The following is a 26,014-nucleotide window of genomic DNA, read 5'->3' as shown; positions in this document are numbered from 1 at the left end:
GTAACTAAAAATCGACATAAAAACGTTTCTTTTAGAGGGGAGAGAGCATCCGGCTAAGCGTAGAAGCGGTCAAACCCTTTTCGTGGCCCATGCAGGGAGAGAGAGAGGGAGCACGCGCAGTTTCCCTTTTGTTCTACACGGCAAACGATAGATATGTCGGAATAACAAAGCGGACTTATATAGAAGCTTAACTTTCCTTTAAAGGTTATCTTGTTTGTTGCATTTAAATTCAAGAACATCATTTCCCAGATAGTATATATAACTTGAGTCTATCTGGCTATATAGCCAGATAGATTCCAAAAATTGTTAGCACATATAGAGGAGCGAAAAATCTTGCAAAAAATTAAAAAACAAAAATTGTATTTATTAGCTCTTTTACTGCCGTTTATCATTCTTGTTATTGGCTTTGAAATTGGGCCGTTAGCTTCCATGATTAAAAACAGCTTTTATGCAGACGATGGAATTAATATTACAATTAATCAATATTTAACCATATTTAAAAGCAAATTTTACTTACAAGCAATTCATAATAGCGTCCTTATTTCATTATTTTCTGCAATAACTTCTATTATGGTAGCCGTTGTTATCGCCTATTCATTTACGAAATTCTCAAAACAAGTACAAAATCGCTTACTTATGATTGCCAATATGACTTCTAATTTTGAAGGAATTCCTCTTTCTTTTTCATACATTATTTTACTCGGAAACAATGGGTTATTTACTTTGCTTTTTGCCAAGCTTGGATGGGATGTGTTTGCAAAGTTTAATTTATATTCTTGGACTGGATTAATTCTTGTTTACGTTTACTTTCAAATTCCGCTCGCTGTTATGCTTCTTTACCCTGCTTACCAGGGTATAAAAAAACAATGGAAAGAAGCCGCAGCGTTATTAGGAGCTTCAAAACTGCAATTTTGGCTTCATATTGGCCTGCCGATTCTGCTGCCTAGTATTGCAGGTATATTCAGTATTTTGTTTGCAAATGCCATGGGTGCTTATGCTACAGCATATGCATTAGTTGGTAGCAACTATAATTTATTGTCATTGCAAATTGCGGCTCTGGTTGCCAGTGACGTTACATTAAAGCCACAGCTGGGTAGTGCGTTAGGTGTTCTTCTAGCTTCGACTATGATCGTAGCGATGTGGTTTAATCAACGAATGATGCGCCGCATTAGGAGGGATTTACGATGAAATCTTCATTACATTTCCATAAAATAGCTGTTGGATTACTAATCATCTATTTATTAATTCCGCTTATGGGAACATTTTTATTTTCTATTGCTGGTAAGTGGGATCATACTATTTTACCTGAGTCTTTTACAATGAAGTGGTACATTGAATTATTTCAAGATGAAAGGTTTTTTGCTGCCTTTCAACGCACACTGTTTCTGATTGTTATGTCTGTGGGACTTAGTATTCTCATTATGCTTCCGACAATTTTTATCATAACCGTATATTTTAGTAAATGGGAAGGGATGCTCCAAGCAGCGGCCATGCTTCCTTATGGAATCCCTCCAATTGTTGGGGCTGTCGGGTTAATCAAGTTATATTCGAATGGGCCGATTCAAATTTCTGGAACGCCTTGGATTTTGATTGGTGCGTATTTTGTTACTATTTTACCATTTATGTATCAAGGTATCCGGAACAGTCTGCGGACAATTAATGCAGTAGAACTTGTTGATGCAGCTGAGTTATTGGGTGCGTCAAAATTCCAAGCTTTTCGAACAGTAGTGTTTCCAAATATCTTATCCGGTATCCTAGTGTCCACCCTATTATCAGTTGCCCTTTTGTTTAGTGAGTTTTCTTTTGCTAAGTTGCTCGTTGGCGGTCAGTTTGAAACCCTTCAAATTTATCTTTCCAACAAACTAAATACTAGCGGTCACTTAACAAGTGCAATTGTTATTACGTATTATTCAGTGATTTTATTTTTAACATGGGCAGTTTTAAAAATCACGTTTAGAAACCAAAAAAGTCCTATTCTGTTAAATAAAAAACGAATTTTTTCGATTTTCAAGAAGCAATCTCCTAAAAAAATTACTGTTTTGGAAGGTGAAAATTAATGAGCTATGTAACCATTGACCAGGTGACTAAGAGATATGAAAATCAGGTGGTTTTAAATAATATTTCTTTAACATTGCAAAAAGGGGAATTTGCTACACTTCTTGGGCAAAGCGGATGCGGGAAAAGTACATTATTACGTTCCATTGCAGGGCTTGAAGAAGTTGATATAGGAAGTATCTTGGTAGATCAAAAAAACATTACTCACTTATCACCGCGTCAGCGTGAAGTCGGTATGGTGTTTCAGTCTTATGCCCTTTTCCCAAATATGACTGTTTTCGATAACATCGCATACGGACTTAAAATGAAAAAAGAAAAAAATATTAAATCAAGAGTTCAAAACATGATTGATATGGTCGATTTAACCGGAAAAGAAGGGTCTTATCCTCATCAATTATCTGGCGGGCAACAGCAGAGGGTCGCTCTTGCACGAGCACTTGTGATGGAACCGAAAGTGTTGCTTTTGGATGAGCCGTTAAGTGCATTGGATGCAAAAATCAGGAAAAATTTACAAAAAGAATTAAAGAGAATACAGAGGGAATTGGAGATTACAACTATTTTCGTTACCCATGATCAGGAAGAAGCTATGACCCTGTCTGATAAAATCTTTATCATGAATGAAGGAAACATTGTACAATCCGGATCTCCGTCAGAAATTTATGTTTCTCCAGTCAATACGTTTGTTGCAAAATTTATTGGAAATTATAATGTTCTTCATATGGATGTTTTTCATAAGCTTATTCGCAGTACAGAATTGAAAGGATATGAAGTAGCCATTCGTCCTGAGGTTTTACAATTGATACCTGTCGGCCACGATATCTTGCCTTTACAAGATAATTGGACAGTCAAAGGTTGTATTAAAGATATTTCAATGACGGGTAATGTTTTAAGATACGAAGTTGAAACAGATGATTCTATTTTTCACGTGGATTCTCTTCACCATCAAGGGGAAATGTTGGAACAAGGCACACGCGTTCATATCCTTATACCGAAGAAAGAATGCATTGCTTTATAAACTATAAATAATAAGGTGATAAAATGTCGATTTTACCAGAAGAAAGAAAGAATGAAATTTTAAATGAACTTAAAAGAAACGGAAAGGTAAAAGTCATTGACTTGGCTAAACAATTTAATGTTTCAGAAGAAACCATTCGTCGCGATTTGACGCTGCTGGAGGAAAATGGGCTTTTGAAAAAAGTTTATGGCGGAGCAATTAAAACAACCTTTCAATCTGGAGAACCTCCATTTACACAGCGTACTGCAGTGAATCAAGAAGCGAAAATTAAAATTGGTAAAAAAGCAGCAGAGCTCATTTCAGACGGGGATGTGATTGTTATCGATGTAGGTACGACCACTGTTGAGTTCGCTCATTTCATCCAAAACAGAAAGAATATCACAATTTTAACAAACTCTATACCTGTCTCATCTGTATTAACGGAATCTCTCAATCAAAATAAATTTACAGGAGAGATTTTATTGCTGGGAGGACAAATTGACCCGAAACAACAATCTGTAAGCGGTCGCCTAACCGAGCAAATGTTGAATCAATTCAACATCGATAAGGCGTTCATTTCAGCGGGCGGTGTTTCTATTCAAAACGGCGTGAGCAACTACCATTTAAATGAAACATTGGTTTCCCGTACCATGGTCGATGTATCAAAACAAATTATTCTATTAACGGATCATTCAAAATTCGGTGTCGATACATTTTGTAAAGTTTGTTCCTTAGAAAAAGTCGATGTGATTGTCTGCGACCAACCATTTCCAGAAGCATGGAAGGATCATTCCAAATTGAACGAAATCGATTGGATCGAAGCATAGTAATCTATAAAAGGAGACATGCAACATGAGTTTAATTGCAATAGATTTAGATGGAACACTATTAAACCATCGAAATGAAATTAGTGAAGAAAATATAAAGGCTATTCAATACGCCCAAGAAAGAGGCTTTGAAGTAGTCATTTCGACAGGCCGAGCTTATTTTGATGTTCGAAAAATTTGTGAAAAGGCCGGTCTTTCTACATTTGTAATCGGTACAAACGGAGCAACCATTCATTCAAAAGATGAAAAGCGTATTTCTGCTGCTGCTATAGATAAGAACCATGTCCTGTCTATTCTTCGATGGTTAGACGAACGGAATTATTACTATGAAGTGTTTACAGAAAAAGCAATTTATACTCTTAAAAAGGGAAGAGAAGATTTCTATAATGAGATTAAAAGTATGAGCAGCGCAGATTTAGACGCAGATATGAAAGAATTAGTTGAAATGGCGGAGAGGCAATTTGATCAGTTTGGGTATGTTTTGGTTGAAAACTATCATGATATCCTAAAACAAGAGGAAGACTTTTATAATATTTTAGCATGTTCTTTCGATAAAAAGAAATTAGAAGAAGGATGGGCACAATTCAAAGAATTTGATGAGTTGCTGGTTGTTTCATCTGCTGATCATAACATTGAAATTACTAGTAAAAACGCTTCAAAAGGAATTGCCCTTGAAAAATTGGTTTCCTTGACGAATTGCTCCTTAGATCAAGCTATGGCAATCGGAGACAGCAACAATGATTTATCCATGCTCCAGAAAGTCGGATACAGTGTAGCCATGGGAAATGCGAAAGATGAGATAAAAAATGTTTGTACAGCAACAACTCTCAAAAATGATGAGAATGGTGTGGCTCATGCAATTTACCAATACCTTGAGAATCTCGTAATTCAAAAATAACCTGCTATAATGGCAGGTTATTTTTGAGGCTGTTAGCTTTATACGCAAGGGAATAGCAATGTTGCCACTGGCGAAGGAGAGAACCTTAAAATGGCATGGATTTATATTATGATAGCAGGTCTTTTAGAAATCGTCTGGGTGATAGGTCTTAAATATTCAAACGGGTTTACGGAATTAATACCTAGTATGCTAACTGTGGGAATTATAATTTTCAGCTTTTTTTTACTGTCAAAAGCTTTACGTTCAATTCCAGTGGGAACAGGGTATGCAGTTTTTACGGGTTTGGGTACTGTAGGAACTGTAGCTATTGGCGTGACCTTTTGGGGAGAGACAATTAATTTACTAAAAGTGTTTTTTGTTATTTTAATGATCTTTGGAATAATCGGCCTAAAAATCATTCCCCCAAATGGTCAAGCACCAAAAGAAGTTAAATGATTTGTACAAGGTTAGGTGATTATTAAATGTCTTGGTTTTTTCTTCTTATTGCTGGATTTGCTGAGATTGGCAGTGTCATAAGCCTTAAACTGGCTGAAGGGTTTAAACATTTTTTGCCCTCCGTAGCCTGTCTTGTGTTTGGGAGTTTAAGCTTTTATTTTCTTTCTCTATCATTAACTGTTCTTCCAATCGGGCCCGCTTACGCGATATGGACTGGCATTGGCTCTGTCGGAAGTGTTTTAGTAGGAATGACTTTCTTTAATGAACCTAAAGATATAAAGAGAATATTTTTAATTATTTGTATTATTATAGGAACTGTTGGTGTTAAAATAACTTCGGGACAGTGAGAAAAACTGGGCAAAAACCGCCCAATCCTTTTTATGTGGGCATCGTGTGCCTGCCGAGTATAGTATCGGTCAAACCCTTTTAGGCGCCCTAGCCTATGTTTTTTACTAAATAAGCGATTTGTTCTTTTATGTGCCGTATACTGCAAGCATCATGGATTTTAAAAGAAGGACAGATTTGGAGGCATTGAGGCGCAATTTTATACTTTCTTACTTTGCCAGTTCACCTCTCATATTTCTTGAAGATACTTTGAAAAGGACAAACACGAAATTCAAAAAATTTATCCAAGCTCAACCATAGCAGGACTACCTAGTTATATCAAGGTTTGCCCGCCTAACTCCGGCTGCAAAGGTTACGTAATAAAATTTAATTTTCAACTTAGCATGGATGAACCCATATAACCGTGCTATAAAAAGGGGAAAAAAGATGAGAACTATTCAGATCGAAGGCAAAACTGTACAAGATTGGAAAAAAGAATATCCTTTAATAAATGAATTAATTTCAACAAAGGAAGTATTTTGGTCAAACCCTAAATATGAATTGTTTCAAACAGGAATTAAAAAAACTCCACTTAATGAAAAAGATGTAAAAGCTGCGGAAGAAAGATTAAAACGTTTTGCCCCGTACATCGCTAAAGTCTTTCCTGAAACAAGCAAGCTAAATGGGATTATTGAATCTCCTATCGTTAAAATCCCTTCTATGCGCCAACATTTAGAACAAATACATGAACTAGAATTGCCAGGTGAATTTTTATTAAAATGTGACAGTCATCTTCCGATTTCAGGTTCTATTAAAGCAAGAGGCGGTATTTATGAGGTTCTTAAACATGCAGAAGATTTAGCTCTTCAACAACAGCTGTTAACACTGCAAGATGATTATTCAATTATAGATAGTGAGAAATTTAGAAACTTCTTCTCACAATATTCGATTGCAGTAGGTTCAACAGGCAACTTAGGACTTAGCATTGGAATTATGAGTGCAAAAATGGGCTTTAACGTAACGGTCCATATGTCAGCCGATGCAAAGAAATGGAAAAAAGATCTTCTTAAAAGCAAAGGAGTAACGGTTGTTGAATACAAGGAAGATTACAGTAAGGCCGTAGAAGAAGGTAGAAAGCATGCGAATAGCGAACCAAATTGTTACTTCATTGATGATGAAAATTCCAGCGATTTATTTTTGGGCTATGCAGTGGCAGCTTCTCGGTTAACAAAACAATTAGAGGATATGAATATAACTGTAGATGAAAATCACCCGCTCTTTGTTTACCTTCCATGCGGAGTAGGCGGCGGCCCCGGGGGCGTTGCTTTCGGTTTAAAATTACTATATCAAGATCATGTACATTGTTTCTTTGCAGAACCTACCCATTCGCCGTGTATGTTACTTGGTCTAGCCACGGGATTGCATGATAAAGTTTCTGTACAAGATTTTGGTATTGATAACATCACAGCAGCAGACGGCCTTGCGGTTGGAAGACCATCCGGATTTGTCGGCCAAACCATCGAGCCTTTATTAAGCGGATGTTATACTGTGAGTGATGATGAGTTATATAAGCTATTAAGTGCATTGATTGATACAGAGAATATTCACCTGGAGCCCTCCGCATTGGCAAGTGTATTTGGCCCCATTCAGCTCATTAAGGAGAAAGAAGGACAGGAATATTTAAAGAAACATCACTTAGCAGACAAAATGAAACATGCTACACACGTCATGTGGGCCACTGGCGGCAGTATGGTCCCTAAAGAAACAATGAACGAATATTACAAAAAGGGATTAGAATTATCATGAACCTCCCCCACTTACCGTTACACTACACCATTCACACGCTTGAAGTGGGGGTATTCTCGCCCAATTTTTGATAAAAAGAACTGAGCACGGGAAAACCGCCCGTGCTCAGTTCTTTTTAGATGGGTATAGCGATTATGAGTATATAACTGATTGGTTTCCCCGTCATTTTGAGGGCATTCCCCCTATCATCAAGCCGTTTATTATCCGATTTCGGCAGTTTACTATCCAAAATAGTGCATTTACTATCCAAAATGGCGCATTTATTATCCAAATTACGATATTTATTATCCGAAGAAGAAACATGATTAACAGCATTGCTGCGGAATTTTATACTTTCCTGATTCAATAAAAAATACCCTCCTGTTAAAAGGAGAGCACTAAGAAAAGCATTTTTTACTTTTATTTATCTTCATTAAGCAATCCCATCAATTCCGTCAATTCCTCATTCGTAAGATGCCGCCATTCCCCAACTCCCAAACCAGCCAGCTCTACATTCATAATCCGAACGCGCTGCAGCCGCACCACCGTATACCCTAAGGCTCTGCACATTCTCCGGATTTGGCGGTTCAAGCCTTGCGTAAGAATAATCCGGAAGACAGTTTCGCTGACGCGGGACACCTTACAAGGCTTCGTCACGGTATCCAGTATCGCAACACCTGCAGACATCTTATTCACGAAATCGTCCGTAAAAGGTTTATCAACGGTTACGATATATTCCTTTTCATGATTATGTTCGCCCCGTAAAATCTTGTTGACGATGTCCCCGTTGTTCGTAAGGAGAATCAAGCCTTCCGAGGCTTTATCCAGCCTGCCCACGGGGAAAATCCGCTCTGGATAATTCATGAAATCGATGATGTTGCCCTCTATGCTTTTTTGCGCCGTACATGTAATGCCGACCGGTTTATGCAAGGCAATGTAGACAGGGTCCGTTTCATGTTTTTCAAGCGGCTTTCCATCAATAAGAATCGTGTCCCCAGGTTCCACTATGCTGTTTTTATGTGCATGATCCCCGTTGATGGTAACGCGATTGTTTTTAATAAGCCGCTCAATCTCTCTTCTTGGGTAAGTGCCTGTCAGGCTGATATGCTTTTGAATTCTCAATAAATGACCTCCAAGGCCTACTTCCGAAATAAAATAAGAAAATCCTCGTAGCCCTCGCGCTCCAAATCCTCTTTCGGAATGAAACGCAGTGCCGCGGAGTTAATACAGTAGCGCAGGCCGCCTTTATCACGCGGCCCATCTTCAAATACGTGTCCTAAATGCGAATCCGCTTCCCTGCTTCGCACCTCCGTACGTGTCATGCGGTGGCTTAAATCAATGTTTTCTTTCACGCTTGCAGACATAATCGGCTTTGTGAAGCTCGGCCAGCCGCAGCCGCTGTCGAATTTATCCAATGAGCTGAATAACGGCTCACCCGAAACGATATCTACGTAAAGACCTTCCTTTTCATTGTTCCAGTACTCATTTTGAAAAGGCGGCTCTGTGCCGTTTTCCTGTGTCACATAAAACTGCATATCTGTCAGTTTTTCCTTTAAGTGCACGTTGTTCTTGGGCCAATGCTCCTTAATGAATGCATCTCGTCCGGAGCCCTTGCGGTACAGCTCATAGCGGAAGGGGTTTTTCTTATAATAATCCTGATGATATTCTTCTGCCGGATAAAACGGTTTTGCCGGAAGAATCTTTGTCGCAATCGGCTTTTTAAAACGACCGCTCTCTCCCAGTGCTTTCTTGGATGCTTCTGCTTTTTGACGCTGTTCTTCCGTATGATAGAAGATCACTGTTTCATAAGACTGACCGCGGTCATGAAATTGTCCGCCTGGATCAGTCGGGTCGATTTGACGCCAATACATTTCCAACAGCTCATCATAGGAAATGCGGCTCGGATCAAATGTAATTTGCACCGCTTCATAGTGCCCTGTTGTTTCTGAGCACACTTCCTTATAGGTTGGATTTTCTATATGTCCTCCCGTATAGCCTGAAACAATACCGTAAATCCCGTCTATCTCATCAAAAGGCTTCACCATACACCAAAAGCATCCGCCTGCAAACGTCGCAAGTTCTTTGTTTTGTTCTGTTCCGCTCATCCTCTTCACCTCATTTTGTAGAAGTTACTACGTATTATATCATTTCCGATGTGAGTTCCAAATTTTGAACATTAAGAAGAATAAAACCTGTCATAACGCTGTTTATTATCCGATTTAGATTACCTATTATCTAAATCGAGACACTTATTATCCGAACCTCACCTTTACCGAATCACCGTAAACCCCATCCACTCATCCGGCAGCAAGCTCTGATATTTCCTCTGTAAAAAACGATCATCAATTAATAAAATCGTACCAGTATCATTTTCGGAGCGGATAAGCCTGCCGCCTGCCTGCAGCACCTTGTTCATGCCTGGAAATACGTAGGCATAATCATATCCGTTTTTTCCGGCTGCATTGAAATAATCTTTAATAATATTGCGCTCCAGCCCGAGCTGCGGCAGCCCGACGCCTACCACGGCAACGCCGTTCAAACGATCTCCTTTTAAATCGATGCCTTCTGAGAAAATGCCCCCTAATACTGCAAAGCCGACGAGCGTTTCTTCGTTTTCAGCTTGAAACGCAGCTAAGAAGTGTTCTCTTTCTTCTTCAGACATGCCTGTATCCTGCACAATGGTTTTTACTTCCGTCTCTCGTTCCATAAACGATTCATATACATCTCTCAAATATTGATAGGACGGAAAAAAGACAAGATAGTTACCCGGACGATGTTCTATGAGTTGATGCAGTGCGGCTGCAATATTAGGCTTCGTTCTCTCTCTGTCATGGTATTTCGTTGATACTGGCTGGACGAATACTTGAAGCTGCTCTTGATGAAACGGAGAAGGAATGGAAATTATAAAATCCTCCTCCTGCGCCCCCAGCATATCCTGGTAATAGGACAGCGGCGTTAAAGTAGCGGAAAAATAAATTTTAGAACGATAGTTTTTCCCCATTTGCCGTAACAGATGGGACGGGTCCAGACAAAACAGCTTCATACGTACTTCACTTTTTTCAAACTCTGTATAAGTAACATATCGCTCATCATATAAGCTGGCGATTCGCACGAAAGATTGCACAGAAAAGTACGCATCGAGCAAGAGCGATTGTTCCTCTCCGCCGTTTCCTGCCGCAAGCTCCATCTCCGCAGCGATAATGAATTCTTCCAACAGCCTCACAAGCTCTTCATCTAGTTCCTTCCGCACAATCTGCTTTTCATCAGATTGTTTTCGCAAAGCAATGAAGTACTGATTGATGGCATGAGCCACGTCATGCACTTTTGCGTTAATCCCTTTAAAATTCCGCTTCAGTTGCAAGTAAACGGATTTATGCACTTCTGCAGAAAACATCTCTCTCGCCCTGTCCACCAGATTGTGCGCTTCATCAACCAGTAATACTGTTTGCTTCTTCTGCTCTTCAAACAAACGTTTGAATGAAACACGCGGGTCGAAAATGTAGTTGTAATCGCAAATGACCGTATCCGCTGCGTATGCCAAGTCCACTGAAAACTCAAAAGGACAAACCTTGTGCTCTAAAGCATATTTCTCGATTACGCTGCGGCTTAAAATCGTTTCATTTTCTAAAATATCAAGAATCGCATCGTTAATCCGGTCATAATATCCGTTCGCAAATTCACAGTATTCCTTTTGACATCTCGTTTCCTCTTTAAAACAAACCTTATCCTTCGCCGTAATGGTAACCGTATGCATGCATAGGCCTTTTTTCTCCATTAGAGAAAATGCCTCTTCGGCTGCCGTTCTCGTAATCGTTTTGGCCGTTAAATAAAACATGCGATCCAAGAATCCCTCTCCCATCGCTTTGGCAGACGGAAAGGTAGTGGAAATAGTTTTCCCGATTCCAGTAGGAGCCTTCGCAAATAAGCTTTTCTCATCCGCTATCGTTTTGTATACAGCACCCGCAAGCTTGCGTTGTCCTTCGCGATATGTTTGAAACGGAAACGGAAGCTCCTTGATGCTTGCATTTCTTTTTTCGCGGTGGCGCAGCTGCATGGAAGCGTAGGGCGCATACCGTTTCACGACATCAAAAACAAAGCTCTCAAGCTCCGTAAAGGATACGATTTGCCGGAACCGTTTCTGTTCCTCCGTGTCCACATGTACATATGTCAATTGCACTGTCATCTCATTCAGACCATGTTCCTTCGCATACATGTATGCATAAAATTTCGCCTGTGCCCAGTGAACCGGATGCGTTTCCTCTGTAATTTGCGACAAGTCCTTTGACGTCGATTTAATTTCATCCACTATTATCATGTCATCAGAAAAAAGCAAACCGTCACATCTTCCATCTACGATAAATTCGACGTCTTCATAAGAAAGTTCTGCTTGCACGTATACCTCTTTTTGGTCTAACTCTTTATATGTTTTCTGTATTTTTTGATGCGCCTTCGTTCCTTCTATAAGCGTCGTGCTTGTCCGGAACCCCGTGTCGATGCTGCCGCTGCGAAACACATATTCCACGAGAGAGCGCACTGAAATTCTCACTGTACCTGACATATCATCACCCGCTCATACTTTGTTCCTTCTACTATACCACGTTACGGGCGATGAAATACTGTCATACCGCTTCACCCATTATGTGCAATCTGTATACAGTCGGTACTGTCCGCAAATCTTGCCTCTCTTTCTGTAGCATAGAATAGTAAATAGCAAAAAAACAGCTGCCATCTCTCCCATGACTGCCAGCTGCTCTGCCTGGCGCAATCCTAAAACATACTTGTCAAAGAGCGAATATAGGACTGAAAGCGACCCAAAATGAGGGAGACTTCTTTCGGAAAATCGTTAAAACTAAGAAAGGTAAATTTATCCCCATATCATATATTTGCTTAATAAAAAAGCTCCTGCCTGAAGCAGAAGCTATGCGTCCTTTACGATAGGAATTTTAATTTTAACAGAAAATATATCATGTTCGTACTTATAAGATAAAATTCCGTTATATTGACCGACGAGCTTTGCGATAATGTATGTTCCCATTCCTTCATGCCCCGCTCCTTTAGAGCTCATAGCAAAACGCCGAAAAATATGGTCTGCTGTTTCTTTAGGGATAGGAAGGGTATGATTTATAATTTCTAATACAAAAATTCCTCCGCAGCTGCTTGTCCGTACTTGTATCGCTGATTTCCTCCCATGTTGTCGATATGCACTTGCAGCCTCTACACTGTTTGCCAACAAATTGCTTATAAGCTTTGCTTGGTCAATCATTTTCATTGGCAAATAAGAAAGAGGTATACGCAAATCATAATCAGCTTGCACATCATGCATCTCTGCGTCTCTTTTATATCGCACAAGAATTGCAGCTATATGACCTTCCTCGCCTTTTATAGAAGCATTTGTCTCTTCATATTCCTGAAGCAGCTCACTGAAATAATCATTTGCTTCTTCAAATTTCTTCTCATTGAGTAAATACTGGATGACATTTACGTGCTTTAAAAAGTCATGACGTTCAGAACGAATACGCCGAAAGGATTCATTCTGCTCCTGCTGCTTATCGTTGACCTTTTGAATCGTCTCTTGCATTTGGAGCTGCTGTTTTGCTTGCGTGTACCTGAGAAACTCCATGACAAATAAACCGCTCCAACAAATCGCTGCTGCAGCAGAAGAAGTCAGCGGGATTAAGCTGGCTAACAAACCTTGTACGACAATAAAACCAGCATGTTCAGGCACATGCCGGAGCAGAAAAACAAGTTCTCGACCGAATTTCATAAAATAGAAAATGGCGCAGACAACCCCTGCTATTCCAATGCCTGTCCGTGTTAAATCAGCATCCCCAACAAAACTTCCTGCACCGGCCAATATATACACAATGAATATGAGGATTGCTTGTAATCTTGAGTTCACATTTCGTCTCCTATGTTAAAAATAATTCTTTTGCAATGCATCGAGATTTATCTTTGTAATAACAGCTTTCCGATCTGTTCCGTGAAAACTCACTACATACGAATTCTTCGTATACAGGGAGAAGTTTTTCACAAAATGGATGTTAATAATAAAGCTTCGATGCGACCGGATGAAACTCCGCTTAGAAAGCTCCTCCTCTAGCTCATTCAGTGTAGTATAAACCATATAGTCGCTATCCTTTGTTGCGATCGTTGTAGAGCGGCCTGTTCTTTCGATGAAAACAATATCTTTCTTATCAATAAAATAAATATCGGTTTTTGTTCTCAAGACAAGCTTATTAGAGTCCTGCACCTCCTGCTTTTTTTTCTGCAGACGTGCAATTCCCTTCAGTAATCTATCCTTGGAGTAAGGTTTCATAATGTAATCCAGCACGTTCAACTCAAAAGCATGCACCGCATAGCCGCTGAAGCCCGTAACGAAAATGACTTGTATGTCAAGAGCATAACTGGTGATGAAATCAGCCAGCTCATAACCTGACAGCTTTGGCATTTCAATATCAGTAACAAGCAAATCTATTTCATCTTTTTTTATATGTTCATATGCTTCCTCTGCATCATCGGTCATAAAGACAATCTGAATATCTTCCTCCTTGGATAAGGTTACGAACAGCTTTTCCAAATCATATTTCGAATCATCCACTAATCCAACCTTTAGCATCCATCTTCACTCCGCACCCTATTTATCTACTACTTTACCATATTAATCCAAGTAATGGATATGTTCGCGACATAATAAGGCAGTTTCACGACAGAATGGCAGTCAAGAACCGCTTTTTCTTCTAATATAAAGCTATAACCAAAACGAAAAGGAGACTGCACGATGATTGAAGTGACGAATGTTTCCAGAAGCTTCAAAGAGAAAAAAACAGTTATTGACGCAGTAAAAGATCTTTCTTTTACGATCAGTAAAGGCGAAGTTGTAGGGTTATTAGGAGAAAACGGTGCCGGAAAAACAACGCTTCTTCGCATGATTTCCACCATGCTGGAACCGACGGATGGTCAAATTTTCATAAATGGCATTGATATTCATAAAGAACCGATGAAAATCAAGCGAAGCATTGGCGTATTATTCGGCAGCGAAACCGGTCTATATGATCGGTTAACCGCACGGGAAAACCTTGCTTACTTCGCCAAGTTGTATGGCCTAGGCAGCCATGAAACGAAGAACCGCATTGATTACCTTGCGGCACGCTTTGGAATGAAGGAATTTCTGGACCGGAAAGTCGGCGGTTTTTCAAAAGGGATGCGGCAAAAGGTGACCATCGCCAGAACGCTCATTCACGATCCTGATGTCATTCTTCTCGATGAACCGACAACGGGACTGGATATTACATCCGCGAACATGTTCCGGGAATTAATCCACCAGCTGAAAAAAGAGGGAAAGACCATTATTTTCTCCAGCCATATCATGGAGGAAGTGAAGCAGCTTTGCGAGTCCATTATTATGATTCATAAAGGACAAATGGTATTTGAAGGGCACATTGAGCAGCTGTATAAGGAAGAAGAAAGCACAGATTTAAACTATATCTTTATGTCTCGGCTCGTAAGGGGGAATCGTTAATGACATGGCATGTATATATAAAAGAGATGATTGATGCGCTTCGTGACCGAAAGACGCTTGTACTGAGCGTTATGATTCCAGTGTTATTCAATATCGCTGTTGTACTGTTTATGGATCAGGTGTTTTTAGCGGAGAAAAAGGAAACGTATAAAGTGATAGTAAAAGAAGATACGAGCCAGCAAGTTCTGGACTGGGTGAAGGAAATCAAGGATATAGAAATTGAGCTGGCTGACGATCCGATAGCTGTCGTGAAGGCTGGAAACGCACAAGCAGCCCTTGAGGTAAATTCCTCGTTCGCAAGTCAGCTGGAGCACAATCAATTTCCTGCTATTACTGTATACGCAGATTCATCCAGTCAAAAGGGAAGCACCGCAGCGGATAAAATCATGAAGCAGCTTGAAATGAAAAAACAGCAGATCGTTCAGGAACGCTTGGCTGCCAACGGAACGAATCCTAAAGTAATTGCCCCTTTTAAACTATCCTTAGAAAGTATAAGTGAAAAAGACGATATGTCATTGTATATGATTACAATCTTTTCTCAGCTTATTCTAGTTTTAGGTATCCTTATGGGGCAATTATCTGTCGCAAACGATTTGTTTGCCGGCGAAAAAGAACGCAAAACAATGGAAGCTCTCATTATGACTCCTGTGAACCGACTTCATATTATCCTGGGAAAATGGCTGGCTATTTCAACTCTAGGTATCATCGGCGGAATTTTCTCTCTCCTTACATTCGTAACGGTCGTTACATTGTTTACGGATAAGTTGTCTAAAGCGCTGAACATCAATGAGAATTTATTCTCTTTCGTATCCAGCCTGGGCATCGGTATCATTACCTTTGCACTGTTAACCGCAACAGTATTAATGATTTTAAGCCTGCTGGCAAATACGATGAAGGAAGCTCAAAATTACACTGCACCTATAATGTCGATAGTCATGATTCCGTATTTCCTGCTGATTGGACTTTCGCCTAATGAGCTGCAAGCGAAGCACTTTCTCATTCCTTTCATGAACATTTTTGCTTTAATCAAACAGCTCATGTATGGGATTTATGAGCCTATAAATATACTATACGTAGCAGGAAGCTCCCTTGCGCTAATGGCCGTATGCTTCTTTATTGCCTATGCTATGTTCCAAAAAAGCAAGTGGGTGCTTGGGAAATCATGATAGACTGACTGCCCCTCGGGTCAAGCTTACTCGGTTTTTTCGGTCTAGAATCTATAACAGAACATGTATGCTTTATCAAAAAAGTGCACCTGCAGCCTCCAAAGGCTGCAGGTGCACGCAGTATTTGTGATGAAATTGGGCAATGTAAAAAAGCAATCACATGAACCTCCCCCACTTACCTTTACACACCATTCTGTCACTTTCCCCATAAGTTGACCGTACTTGGAAACATTAGTTGGCCAGAAAATACTTACTTTTATAGGCGATTATCTAACGTAATTTGAAGCATAGCATACACTTTATCCCCTTTTTTATTTACTCTTCATGTGTTTTTTACCCCACTCTCCCATAATTTCCAGTATAGGGATAAAGCTTATCCCTTTTGGTGTTAGCGAGTATTCTACTTTAGGAGGAACTTCTTTATATACCTCTCTGTGAACCATTTCGTCTTGTTCCAGTTCCCTCAGCTGTCGTGTCAATATTCCTTTTGAAATACCAGGTAACAACCTTTGAAGTTCGTTAAATCTTCGTGTCTGCTTACTTAGATGCCATAGAATAATGATTTTCCATCTTCCTGCGGTTAAATTTTGAGTATATGTTACAGGACATACTTCTTCCTGTCCTTTAGGAGGGGTTTCCCCTTGAATATTAAAGCGAGCCATCGTGTTTTCCCTCTCTATCATAATGGTACTATTTTTGTGACTATGTCATAAAAAAATGCCTACTTTTATTATTTTGACTATGGATATACTATATACCTATACTTGATAACTCAACAAGTAAAATCTTTATATAAACAGATGAGCACACAATAAGTAATTATTACGTTTAGAGGTAATGGACTAGGTTACACTGCCGTAACAAACTGTTATAACAACAATCATTACGACAAAACATATATTGGAGGAAAAGACAATGAAAATGCTAATAACAGGTGCAACAGGAAAATTGGGAACGAAAGTTGTAGAGACACTACTGAAAACTGTACCAGCGAGTCAATTAGCGGTAAGTGTTCGCAATCCGGAGAAAGCGGAAGGATTACGAGCTCGTGGAGTGGAGGTTCGCCAAGGAGATTTTGATCGTCCAGAAACATTGGATTCTGCTTTTGCAGGTATCGACCGCTTATTACTTATTTCTGCGGATGGAGACAATGAAACGAGAATTCGTCAACATACCGATGCGGTAGCTGCGGCAGAGCGTGCTGGAGTTAAATTCATTGCTTATACAAGCTTAGGGAATGCAAGTGAAAGCACAATGTTCCTTGCCCCACCACACGTTGCTACGGAAGAAGCGATCTTGAAAACAGGCATTCCTTATTCCTTCTTACGCAATAACTGGTACTTGGAGAACGAAATCTCAAGCATTCAAGGTGTCCTGGCAGGATCCCCTTGGGTGACATCAGCAGGTTCTGGCAAGGTAGGTTGGGCACTCCAACAAGATTATGCAGAGGCTGCGGCAGCTGTACTGGCTGGGAATGGACATGAGAATACGGTCTACGAGCTTTCTGGTAAGCTCATGACTCAAGAAGAACTTGCATCTGCTCTTGGTACTGTATTAGGTAAAGAGGTACCTGTGCAACAAGTCGATGATGCTACTTATACCGACATCATGAAAGGTGCAGGCGTACCAGAATTCATTATTCCTTTCCTTGTAGAAATCCAAAAAGGCATTCGGGAGGGAGCTTTGGAAATCGAGAGCAATGATTTCGAAAAACTTCTCGGTCGTCCAGTTACGCCAATCAACGAGGCGCTGACTCAAGTCGTTAATGGAATCCCTCACACAAAATAATTGAACTTAATTAAAAACCGACCTTTCTGAATGCAACAGAGGTCGGTTTTTACATGTAAAAACTATCCAGCACTAATTAGAATCAATAAGGGTGGGTTGAGTATGAAGGACAGTTATCAGATTTTCAAGCTTTAAACAACCAAATTACGAACACCGGTATCCTGCAGCTCTTGTTCTACAGTTCGAAGCTGTTCCTCTCCTCTTGCACAAATTGCCAAACGTGCTCCTTGCTTGGCGAATGCCAAAGCAAGCGCTCTCCCTAATCCCTTTGATGCACCTGTAATTATCACAACCTGTTTGTTCATCACGTTATCCCCTTTCAGTTCTTCTACTTACATTGTAGAAAAAGAAAGGGGATGCGGCATCGGCGGGTAGGGGGAGAGTCCTTACGTAAATAGCGGGAGACGAACATGCTACTTTTGTATGAGAACGAGCTTAGAATACGATTGTCTTATTGCCATGGACAATAATGCGGTCTTCGAGGTGCCATTTTACCGCTCGCGCCAGCACACTCCGTTCTATCGAGCGTCCGATTTTCTTCAAGTCCTCTACGTTATCCCGATGATTTACACGCTTAATATCCTGCTCAATAATCGGCCCTTCATCTAAATCGTTCGTTACATAATGAGAAGTGGCGCCGATTAGCTTCACGCCCCGTTCATAAGCGCGTTCATAAGGTCTTGCGCCGACAAATGCAGGCAGAAAGGAATGATGAATGTTAATGATACGGTTCGGATAGGAAGCAACAAAATCCGGCGTCAAAATCTGCATATAGCGCGCCAGCACAATAAGATCGATATCATATTCCTGTAAAAGCTCCTTATGTTTCGCTTCTGCCTCTGCACGATTTTCCTTGGATGCCGGGACGTGATAAAACGGAATACGCAAAGCCTCGGTAATCTCGCGGGCGTCCTCATGATTGCTGATGACTAAAGCGATATCTGTCATTAAATCGCCGCTCTGCCATTCCCAAAGCAGTTCCAGCAAGCAATGCGGCTCTTTTGAAACAAAAATAGCAGTCCGCTTCACTTCATGTACATAGACAAACTTCCATCTCATCTCAAATTTCTCTGCAATCCCTCTGAATTGCGCCTTCATCTCTTGCTCCTTTTCCTGCAGTTCGGAACATTCGAACTCAATACGGATGAAAAACGTACCTCTCTCCGGATTTGTGGAATATTGGCTGGATTCCATGATATTGGCGCCGTAACCAAACAAAAATTCAGAGACAGCAGCTACAATGCCCGGCTGATCCGCACAGTGAATCAGCAGCCGGCCTCTATTTTTATTCTGTTTTTGAAATGCTTTCATATGTTCTTGTATACGCGTGTGCATGTTATGACCTTCTTCCATTTTATCTAGAAATTATACTTGAATTTCATTCATACGAAAATATATTTTACATATTTAACATTTTTATTTCAAAAATGTTATGCTCACTTTTTCGACCTAACAGCATTAGAAGCTGCCATTTTATACACAATAAGACCATGAATGATTTTCTGTGCTGAAAGGGGATTCTTATGATTAAACTTGTACTCATCCGTCATGGACAAAGTCTTTGGAATGTAGAAAACCGCTTTACCGGATGGACCGATGTGGACTTATCGGAAACCGGACTCACTGAAGCAAGAGAGGCCGGCATTATCCTGCGGAAAAATGGCTACATGTTTGACGTAGCTTTCTCCTCTGTTTTGAAAAGAGCGATTCGCACCATTTGGATCATTCTTCATGAAATGGACTTAGTATGGGTTCCCGTCCATAAGTCATGGAGGCTGAACGAACGGCACTACGGTGCGCTGCAAGGATTAAACAAAGCGGAAACCGCGAAAAAGTACGGCGAAGAGCAGGTGCAAATATGGCGGCGCTCCATGAGCGTCCGCCCGCCCGCACTGACTGAAAGCGACCCAAGATATGTAATTTCCGATCCAAGATACACGTCTTTACAAAAAGGGGAGTTCCCTCTTACCGAAAGTCTTGAGGATACGGAAAAACGTGTCTTGACATACTGGAATGAAGCGATTGCACCAGCCCTTAAAGCGGGGCAAAGAGTCATTATCTCAGCTCACGGCAATACACTGAGAGCCATTGTTCACTACCTCGATCAAGTTTCTGCAGACGGAATCGCTTCGCTGAATATACCCACAAGCATTCCGCTTGTGTACGAGCTCGACGATAATCTCAAACCAATCCGGCATTACTATCTCAGCTTAGAGGGAAAGGTTCCGGAAGGAGTAATTCCAAAGCATATCTCGCCTGAATTGCTGGATGAAGCAGAGGTTGCCGCTCCCCATATTAACTCGCAGGAAGAATAGGGCTCTTCTATATACAAGTGAATAAAAAAACCGGCTTTTTTAGTGAAGAGGAATGCGCGAACGCCTGAATTCTTTCGTTAAATAAAGAAGCTTATAAAAAAGAGCTTTTCTTATGCTAAGAAAGGCTCTTTTTTATTTCCTCCAAAACACCGTATTTGTATCATATATGACCGGCTTGCTATACTGAAGCTACTTTGATGAAACGGACAGGAGCGAAAAACATTCTATGAAAATTCTTGTGTTCTCCATGGCAACCATTATGAAGGACGTATCTATGGGCGGTTCGCAGCGTCATTTACGTGAGCTTCTTTTTTATTTTGCGAAACAGGGACACGGAGTGACTGTTTTGACAAATAAACGAAGCGATAACGCTGAGCCTTTCGAGCTTTGCGAAGGCGTTATCGTACTGCCTATTTTGCGCTTTAAAGAAACTTTCCCTATTCCATATGACACGCATCCGTTCCACTTGGCGCTTTCGTATGAAATCATCCGAAAGCATACAAAGGAACACGATGTTTTTTACATACATGATGCACAGATGGATTACGGTTATCTTCATGCCGGCATTCCGACCGTAGCTTCCTTGAAGAATTTTGTGTATCCGGAAGCCATGATTTCCGCCTTCCACACAAACCGCGACCGCTTTATCGTTTCTTGCAATTATATGTATGAGTGCGTAAAGCACACTGTGGGCCGTGTTCTGCCTGCTATAGATGATGTTTTAACAGTCGTCAAAAACGGTATTGACTTGACGGTTTATAAGCCGACGGAAAACGATTGGCGGGAGCGTCTCGGCGTCTCGGAAGATGATCTGGTCGTGCTCTTCCCGCACCGCCCAGATCTAAGTAAAGGCATCCTGCAGACGTTTGAGGTCATAAAACGATTGAAATCACACGTTACGCAGCCAATTAAGCTGTTAATGCCCAAGCATTTTGACGTTAACATATCCAAAAACACGGAAGTCTTTTATGATCAAATGCTCGAAACCGCAGAAGAATTCGGTATACGCGACTCTATCGTATATTATCCTTGGCTGCCTGGACATGAAATGCCGGAGATTTACTCCGCCGCAGACGTCACGCTTTGCATCGGTAATTTCATCGAGGCATTCGGCTATGTGCAAATTGAATCCATAGCATGCGGTACGCCGGCTATCGTCTCCAACGTGGGAGCGCAGCGCTCGATTGTGCCAGAGGGTTATCACGTGGAAAAGATTGATTATGATGATACAGAAGCAGCCGTGCAAGCGGTGCTTTCATTATTGCAAACACCTGTTAATATCGAAAAAGTTCATCGGTTCTTAGATGAAACTTACAATTATGAAGCGAACCTGTCTGGTTATGAACAGCTCATTACATCCCGCGTTCGTTACGAAGGCAATTTAAGCTGTTCCACAGATAAACAAAAGCACCAATATAAACTTGCGCCTTGGTGTTACGTATCCGAGAAGGGGATTTATCACGATTATTACTACAAGTATTTAGAAAAAGATAAGTTATATAATTTTTTAATAGGACAACAGGCTGAGCCTTTCACAGCAGAGGATACAACTCTTACAGAGCACGAGCTGACGCAAGCTGTTGAAGATGGGGTGCTTGTACCGGTACTATAAGTAACTTATTCATGATCCATGTCTTTCTAAAAAATCACTGAATACAGTTGTAAGGAAAAAATTCAAAAAAGACCAACTCGCCTTCGGGGCAAGCCCACAAGATTTTATCGCTCTAAAATCTATAACCAATTTCTTGTAGTCTACTGCAAACGGATACTCGAAATTTTATCACAAACAATCTTCTGCTGCTTCTAGCATTATCGACCTCTTCTTTTGGAGATGAAAGAACACATAATAGTAAAACGGCTGCCCTCAAGAGGCAGCCGTTTTGCATATCATGGTTTTGCCTGTACAGTCTTACTTGCCTTTACCGGTAAGAGCATTAACCCGACAGCCAGCAAGACGATAATGCTCGCAATCCCGAATGGCGCTTTAGCAGAAACAGTCTGGCCGATCACACCGGATAAAACAGGCGCCACCGCTGCTCCTAACCAGCGAAGGAAGTTATACGCACCGGATGTTACACTTCTTTCATAAGGTGAAACATCCATGACATAGCTCGTATAGAGTGCGTTGTTCAGACCGGATACCAATCCTGACAAAACGACAAACGTAATCTGCAAGATAAGACTATCGACTACAAACAATAAAGCCAGGAACAATACGAACATAAGCAGGCTGAAAGGAAGAAGCTGCTTCGGTGTATATCGTTTTTCAAGGGCGTGAGATAAAATGGCTGATCCGAAAGCTAAACATAAGCCCCAGCCGAAAAAGACAAACCCGAGCTGAATTGGTGACAGCTTAATGATAAGCGGCGCATACGCCAGCACCACAAAGAAACCATAGTAATACAGCATGCCCGAGAATGCCGCTTTGACGAATGGAGGGAAAGAGAAAATGGCGCGAATCTCACTGAATCCCGCCGCTTTTCGCTTCGTGCCTTTGTTAGGTTCAAATACAAAAAACGTAACAAGAAGAAAAGCAATGAAGATTAAGATGCTTGTGCCAAAGAATGGATAGCGCCAAGATTGGCCGCCGAGCAATCCCCCGACTAACGGACCGCATGCCATGCCAAGCCCGATTGCTGCTTCATACATGCCCACAGCTTCATGTACTTGCGCTGTTAAAGCGATAAGCAGCGTCATCGCAGTAGCAAAGAACATGGCATTCCCAAAGCCCCAGCCCGCGCGGAAAAAGGAAAGCGCCGGAATCGTATCAGAGATACCGCACAAAAAAGAAAAAATCGTTACAATTCCTAAACCAATTACCATCGTACGTTTGTCTCCAAAACGGCTTGCGAAAAGCCCTGCCGGAATCATCATAAAAGCCATTGTAAAAATATAAGCGGTAAACAGCATTTCCACCTGCCAATGGGAAGCGCCGATTTGTTCAGCGATAACCGGCAAAATTGGATCTACTACCCCAATTCCCATAAAGGCTAAAAATGTCGCAAATACTGTGATATAGCGAGCTCGTACGTGCGATTTGGTTATTTCCATCTGGTAACACTTCCTATTCTTTATTCATTTTAAGCAGGGTCTGTACTTTCCCATGTAAATCTTCCATCTCATGCTTGAACTTCTCCATTTTCTCAAGCTTTTCTTGAATCATTTGTATTTGATCTTCCAAGCCTGCCGCAATTTCTTTTAGTTCCTCTGTCCGCTTTGACTCTTCCAAGGAATTTTTATATTCTTTGCGATGCAGTTCAACTGTTTCCGCTACTGTGAGATATTCCTTCAATTCCTGAAGGGAAAATCCTAATACATCTCTTGCGTTCATGATTTTTTTTAGACGTTCGACATCCTGAGTTGTATACAGCCTTACTCCTCCCTCGCTTCGTTCCGGAGGGGCCAGCAGCTCAATTTGCTCGTAATAGCGTATGGTACGTTTCGTCAAGCCTGTTTCCTTCGCAATATCATCGATTTTCAGCCACTTCATGATTATCATCTCCATAATTTTTATCCTAAATAAGATTATATCATAAAGTTTACGTTGACGTTAATGTTAGTTCATTCTGCTAAACCGATAAATAGACTTGTATTGTAAAATTAAAAATTTTTAACTATTTAAATTGACAAAAAATATTGACTGATAATATTTTCCCTGCTAATCTTATTTTCATGCTTAAGTGAAGAAAATCTATGACGAGAAGAGTAGCCCAAGAATTTTGTTCTACAGAGAATCAACGTTTGGTGAGAGTTGATGTGCGAGACTTGTGTGAAAATCATCTCTGAGATGCAAAGCTGAACTCCTAGTAAGCTTTGCCGGATTGTCCGCCGTTACCATGGAACACGTATGATTGTACGTTGATCGAGAGCCGCAGTGCGCTTTTTGCTGCGGAAGTAGGGTGGTATCGCGAGTCAGCTCGTCCCTAACCATAGGGACGGGCTTTTTTTATTTTTCAAATTTGAAAGGAGACGTTTTTATGAAGAAGAAAGAGACTGTATTTATCGGACTTATGCTATTTTCAATGTTTTTTGGAGCCGGTAACTTGATTTTCCCGCCGTTTCTCGGCATGGAAGCTGGAACCTCATTTTGGTTGGCAATCAGCGGTTTTATCGTGACAGGTGTAGGTTTACCGTTTGTCGTTTTAGCAGCGATGTCTCTTGTAAAGGGCGGGGCACAAGCGTTAGGAAGTCGTGTACATCCGCTTTTCGGTTCTGTGTTTACTGTAATTGTATATTTATCAATCGGACCGTTCCTCGCGATCCCGCGTAATGCGAACGTCGCGTATGAAATGGGGTTGAAGTCTTTTGTGGGCGGCAGTTCCTTAAATAATTCTGTACTCTTATTATTGTTTAGTTTTGTGTTTTTCAGTCTTGTTTATGCGGTGAGCCTAAACCCATCTAAGCTGGTTGATTATATGGGACGCTGGATTACACCGGCTTTACTTCTGGCAATTGTTGTTTTATGCGTAACAGCTTTTATTCATTTGGACGCTCCTTTGCAGGCACCGGCGGAAAACTATCAATCCGGCGCATTTTTTAAAGGGTTCATTGAAGGATATTCTACAATGGATGCTCTTGCCGCTCTCGCATTTGGCATTGTCATTCTGAATACTTTCCGTCAAAGAGGCGTGAGGGATAACCGGCAATTAATGCAGTCCACACTGAAAGCTGGATTCGTAGCTGGATTGGCATTGGCCTTCGTATATGTGACAATCGGTTTAGTTGGCGCAAAAATGGCTTCGCAAGGTACATTTGAAAATGGTACAGCAATTTTGTCAGCAGCTGCAAATTCTTTTTTAGGTTACGGCGGAAAACTATTGTTGGGCGTTATTTTTACACTTGCTTGCTTTACGACTTGCGTAGGTTTAACAACAGCATGCGGACAGTTCTTTGCACAGCTTTCTTCCAAATTCAGCTATAAATTTTTCGTAACTGCGGTAACGATTGTAAGCTTCGCCCTCGCAAATCTAGGATTGAATGAAATTATCACTGTATCCGTGCCGTTCCTTGTAATGGCTTATCCATTAACCATTGTCTTAATAACACTTTCCTTCTTTACAAAAGCGCAAAAGGTATACGGAAGCGCCATGCTGTTAACGGGATTGGTTGCTTTGTATGACGGTTTGAAAGCATTCGGGCTCCAATCGAAACAGCTTCAGGACTTGATGGATATGCTACCGCTTTCCTCATTCGGGCTCGGCTGGGTTGTGCCTGCTTTGGTCGGGACTTTGTTGGGATTTGTTTGGGATAAATTCAACCGTAAAGCGCTTCCGGCAGCTTACGAGCAAAAAGCTTCTTAAAAATTATTTCGACTTTTTTTAAAACTTCCTGAAAGCTTCTGCGGAAATGCAAAAGAAGGAATCTATATAAAGAAAATAACCTGAACTTCATTCTCTATGAGGTTCAGGTTATTTTTATGGATGTTTTGTTCAAATTTCATTGTATATCGTATTCGCGTAAAGTTTACATAACATGCCTTATCGGTAGTCAATGCATCTAAGAATCTATAAACTCCCCTCCAGCGAGAGATTCCTCTCGCTGGTAGGCAGGCCAAAACGGTTACCGTTGCCAGACGCCACGTATAGTTAAAAAAATACTCATAGATTAAATGTTGAGTTTTGATCAGCTTTGTCAGTATCTACTACATTTGTTGTATTAACACCATTAAATGTTTTTATAGAAAGTCCGACATTTCCTGACCCAGATCCATGATGGTCTTTCGTATTTCCTCTCGGTGTTACGCTATAAGTATCTCCTATGTTAAAAGAACCAACAATTCTAATTCTGTTTATTACAACTTTATGAACAACTGAAGGCATTGTCTCACCTACTTTCCTAATATTTTTTTGAGGTTCCGCTAACAAAACGTGAATTTTATACGCGAAGCATCACCAAAAACGGTATCTCT

26 protein-coding genes and 1 other annotated feature are annotated in these 26,014 nt (G+C 40.8%); of the genes, 14 read left to right on the top strand and 12 right to left on the bottom strand.

Features of this window, described 5'->3' with window-relative positions; all coding sequences use genetic code 11:
* Positions 1–333: 333 nt before the first annotated feature.
* From H540_RS0107895 to H540_RS0107860, 8 genes are all read left to right on the top strand, one after another.
* On the top strand, positions 334–1,188 hold the full coding sequence (locus tag H540_RS0107895; RefSeq protein ID WP_034670564.1) for an ABC transporter permease: 855 nt from the start codon (positions 334–336) through the stop codon (positions 1,186–1,188).
* A complete protein-coding gene (locus H540_RS29215; RefSeq protein ID WP_081415059.1) occupies positions 1,185–2,057 on the top strand; it encodes an ABC transporter permease in 873 nt (290 codons plus the stop codon). The genes H540_RS0107895 and H540_RS29215 overlap by 4 nt, the downstream gene beginning before the upstream one ends.
* Positions 2,057–3,070 carry an ABC transporter ATP-binding protein gene (locus H540_RS0107885; protein ID WP_028400171.1) on the top strand — a complete coding sequence of 338 codons (1,014 nt, stop codon included), beginning with the start codon at positions 2,057–2,059 and terminating at the stop codon, positions 3,068–3,070. Before H540_RS29215 ends, H540_RS0107885 begins: the two co-directional genes overlap by 1 nt.
* A 23-nt stretch (positions 3,071–3,093) precedes the next feature.
* A complete protein-coding gene (locus H540_RS0107880; protein ID WP_028400170.1) occupies positions 3,094–3,876 on the top strand; it encodes a DeoR/GlpR family DNA-binding transcription regulator in 783 nt (260 codons plus the stop codon).
* 25 nt (positions 3,877–3,901) lie between these two features.
* The gene (locus tag H540_RS0107875) at positions 3,902–4,774 is read left to right on the top strand and encodes a Cof-type HAD-IIB family hydrolase (protein WP_028400169.1); all 873 of its coding nucleotides are present in this window, start codon (positions 3,902–3,904) and stop codon (positions 4,772–4,774) included.
* Between the two features lie 90 nt (positions 4,775–4,864).
* Positions 4,865–5,209, top strand: a complete 345-nt coding sequence (locus H540_RS0107870; protein ID WP_028400168.1) for a DMT family transporter — start codon at positions 4,865–4,867, stop codon at positions 5,207–5,209.
* Positions 5,210–5,235: 26 nt separating this feature from the next.
* A complete protein-coding gene (locus H540_RS0107865; protein ID WP_028400167.1) occupies positions 5,236–5,556 on the top strand; it encodes a DMT family transporter in 321 nt (106 codons plus the stop codon).
* Positions 5,557–5,980: 424 nt separating this feature from the next.
* Positions 5,981–7,339 carry a D-serine ammonia-lyase gene (locus H540_RS0107860; protein WP_028400166.1) on the top strand — a complete coding sequence of 453 codons (1,359 nt, stop codon included), beginning with the start codon at positions 5,981–5,983 and terminating at the stop codon, positions 7,337–7,339.
* 115 nt (positions 7,340–7,454) lie between these two features.
* Here the strand turns inward: H540_RS0107860 and H540_RS35495 are convergent, their stop codons facing one another.
* The 6 genes from H540_RS35495 to H540_RS0107830 form a co-directional block, all read right to left on the bottom strand.
* Entirely contained in the window at positions 7,455–7,685 is a 231-nt protein-coding gene (locus H540_RS35495) for a hypothetical protein (RefSeq protein WP_028400165.1), read from the bottom strand.
* 53 nt (positions 7,686–7,738) lie between these two features.
* Positions 7,739–8,440 (bottom strand): pseudouridine synthase, encoded by a 702-nt coding sequence (locus H540_RS0107850; RefSeq protein ID WP_028400164.1) that lies wholly within the window; start codon positions 8,438–8,440, stop codon positions 7,739–7,741.
* A gap of 17 nt (positions 8,441–8,457) precedes the next feature.
* Entirely contained in the window at positions 8,458–9,423 is a 966-nt protein-coding gene (gene msrA, locus H540_RS0107845) for a peptide-methionine (S)-S-oxide reductase MsrA (protein ID WP_034670562.1), read from the bottom strand.
* Between the two features lie 164 nt (positions 9,424–9,587).
* Positions 9,588–11,876: an ATP-dependent DNA helicase gene (locus H540_RS0107840; RefSeq protein ID WP_028400162.1), complete on the bottom strand. Its 2,289-nt coding sequence runs from the start codon at positions 11,874–11,876 to the stop codon at positions 9,588–9,590.
* Between the two features lie 360 nt (positions 11,877–12,236).
* On the bottom strand, positions 12,237–13,217 hold the full coding sequence (locus tag H540_RS0107835; RefSeq protein WP_028400161.1) for a sensor histidine kinase: 981 nt from the start codon (positions 13,215–13,217) through the stop codon (positions 12,237–12,239).
* 15 nt (positions 13,218–13,232) lie between these two features.
* Entirely contained in the window at positions 13,233–13,934 is a 702-nt protein-coding gene (locus tag H540_RS0107830) for a LytR/AlgR family response regulator transcription factor (RefSeq protein ID WP_028400160.1), read from the bottom strand.
* A gap of 162 nt (positions 13,935–14,096) precedes the next feature.
* Here H540_RS0107830 and H540_RS0107825 point away from each other — a divergent pair, with 162 nt between their 5' ends.
* Both H540_RS0107825 and H540_RS0107820 read left to right on the top strand, forming a co-directional pair.
* Positions 14,097–14,837: an ATP-binding cassette domain-containing protein gene (locus tag H540_RS0107825; protein ID WP_028400159.1), complete on the top strand. Its 741-nt coding sequence runs from the start codon at positions 14,097–14,099 to the stop codon at positions 14,835–14,837.
* Complete coding sequence (locus H540_RS0107820; protein WP_028400158.1) at positions 14,837–16,003, top strand: ABC transporter permease; 1,167 nt, start codon at positions 14,837–14,839, stop codon at positions 16,001–16,003. The genes H540_RS0107825 and H540_RS0107820 overlap by 1 nt, the downstream gene beginning before the upstream one ends.
* Positions 16,004–16,314: 311 nt before the next feature.
* Here H540_RS0107820 and H540_RS0107815 read toward each other — a convergent pair whose 3' ends face one another.
* Positions 16,315–16,665 carry a winged helix-turn-helix transcriptional regulator gene (locus H540_RS0107815; RefSeq protein WP_028400157.1) on the bottom strand — a complete coding sequence of 117 codons (351 nt, stop codon included), beginning with the start codon at positions 16,663–16,665 and terminating at the stop codon, positions 16,315–16,317.
* Between the two features lie 253 nt (positions 16,666–16,918).
* Between H540_RS0107815 and H540_RS0107810 the strand changes: the two genes are divergently transcribed.
* Positions 16,919–17,791 (top strand): SDR family oxidoreductase, encoded by an 873-nt coding sequence (locus H540_RS0107810; protein WP_028400156.1) that lies wholly within the window; start codon positions 16,919–16,921, stop codon positions 17,789–17,791.
* A 131-nt stretch (positions 17,792–17,922) separates the two neighbouring features.
* Here H540_RS0107810 and H540_RS31925 read toward each other — a convergent pair whose 3' ends face one another.
* Together H540_RS31925 and purU are read right to left on the bottom strand one after the other, a co-directional pair.
* On the bottom strand, positions 17,923–18,096 hold the full coding sequence (locus tag H540_RS31925; protein ID WP_081415058.1) for an SDR family NAD(P)-dependent oxidoreductase: 174 nt from the start codon (positions 18,094–18,096) through the stop codon (positions 17,923–17,925).
* A 130-nt stretch (positions 18,097–18,226) separates the two neighbouring features.
* Entirely contained in the window at positions 18,227–19,126 is a 900-nt protein-coding gene (gene purU, locus H540_RS0107800; RefSeq protein WP_028400155.1) for a formyltetrahydrofolate deformylase, read from the bottom strand.
* Between the two features lie 188 nt (positions 19,127–19,314).
* Between purU and gpmA the strand changes: the two genes are divergently transcribed.
* Complete coding sequence (gene gpmA / locus H540_RS29210) at positions 19,315–20,106, top strand: 2,3-diphosphoglycerate-dependent phosphoglycerate mutase (RefSeq protein WP_051317026.1); 792 nt, start codon at positions 19,315–19,317, stop codon at positions 20,104–20,106.
* Positions 20,107–20,332: 226 nt separating this feature from the next.
* Complete coding sequence (locus H540_RS0107790) at positions 20,333–21,718, top strand: glycosyltransferase family 4 protein (RefSeq protein ID WP_028400154.1); 1,386 nt, start codon at positions 20,333–20,335, stop codon at positions 21,716–21,718.
* 275 nt (positions 21,719–21,993) lie between these two features.
* Here the strand turns inward: H540_RS0107790 and H540_RS0107785 are convergent, their stop codons facing one another.
* Together H540_RS0107785 and H540_RS0107780 are read right to left on the bottom strand one after the other, a co-directional pair.
* A complete protein-coding gene (locus tag H540_RS0107785) occupies positions 21,994–23,157 on the bottom strand; it encodes an MFS transporter (protein WP_028400153.1) in 1,164 nt (387 codons plus the stop codon).
* 13 nt (positions 23,158–23,170) lie between these two features.
* Positions 23,171–23,596 carry a MerR family transcriptional regulator gene (locus H540_RS0107780; RefSeq protein ID WP_028400152.1) on the bottom strand — a complete coding sequence of 142 codons (426 nt, stop codon included), beginning with the start codon at positions 23,594–23,596 and terminating at the stop codon, positions 23,171–23,173.
* Positions 23,597–23,790: 194 nt separating this feature from the next.
* Positions 23,791–24,034 (top strand) — a binding site (T-box leader).
* A gap of 49 nt (positions 24,035–24,083) precedes the next feature.
* Between H540_RS0107780 and brnQ the strand changes: the two genes are divergently transcribed.
* Complete coding sequence (brnQ, locus tag H540_RS0107775; RefSeq protein WP_028400151.1) at positions 24,084–25,406, top strand: branched-chain amino acid transport system II carrier protein; 1,323 nt, start codon at positions 24,084–24,086, stop codon at positions 25,404–25,406.
* Between the two features lie 297 nt (positions 25,407–25,703).
* Here the strand turns inward: brnQ and H540_RS0107770 are convergent, their stop codons facing one another.
* On the bottom strand, positions 25,704–25,925 hold the full coding sequence (locus H540_RS0107770) for a spore germination protein (protein ID WP_028400150.1): 222 nt from the start codon (positions 25,923–25,925) through the stop codon (positions 25,704–25,706).
* Positions 25,926–26,014: the final 89 nt, after the last annotated feature.

The organism is Ectobacillus panaciterrae DSM 19096, assembly GCF_000430785.1.
GTDB lineage: Bacteria > Bacillota > Bacilli > Bacillales > Bacillaceae_G > Ectobacillus > Ectobacillus panaciterrae.
This window is presented reverse-complemented; position numbering and strand designations above follow the sequence as displayed.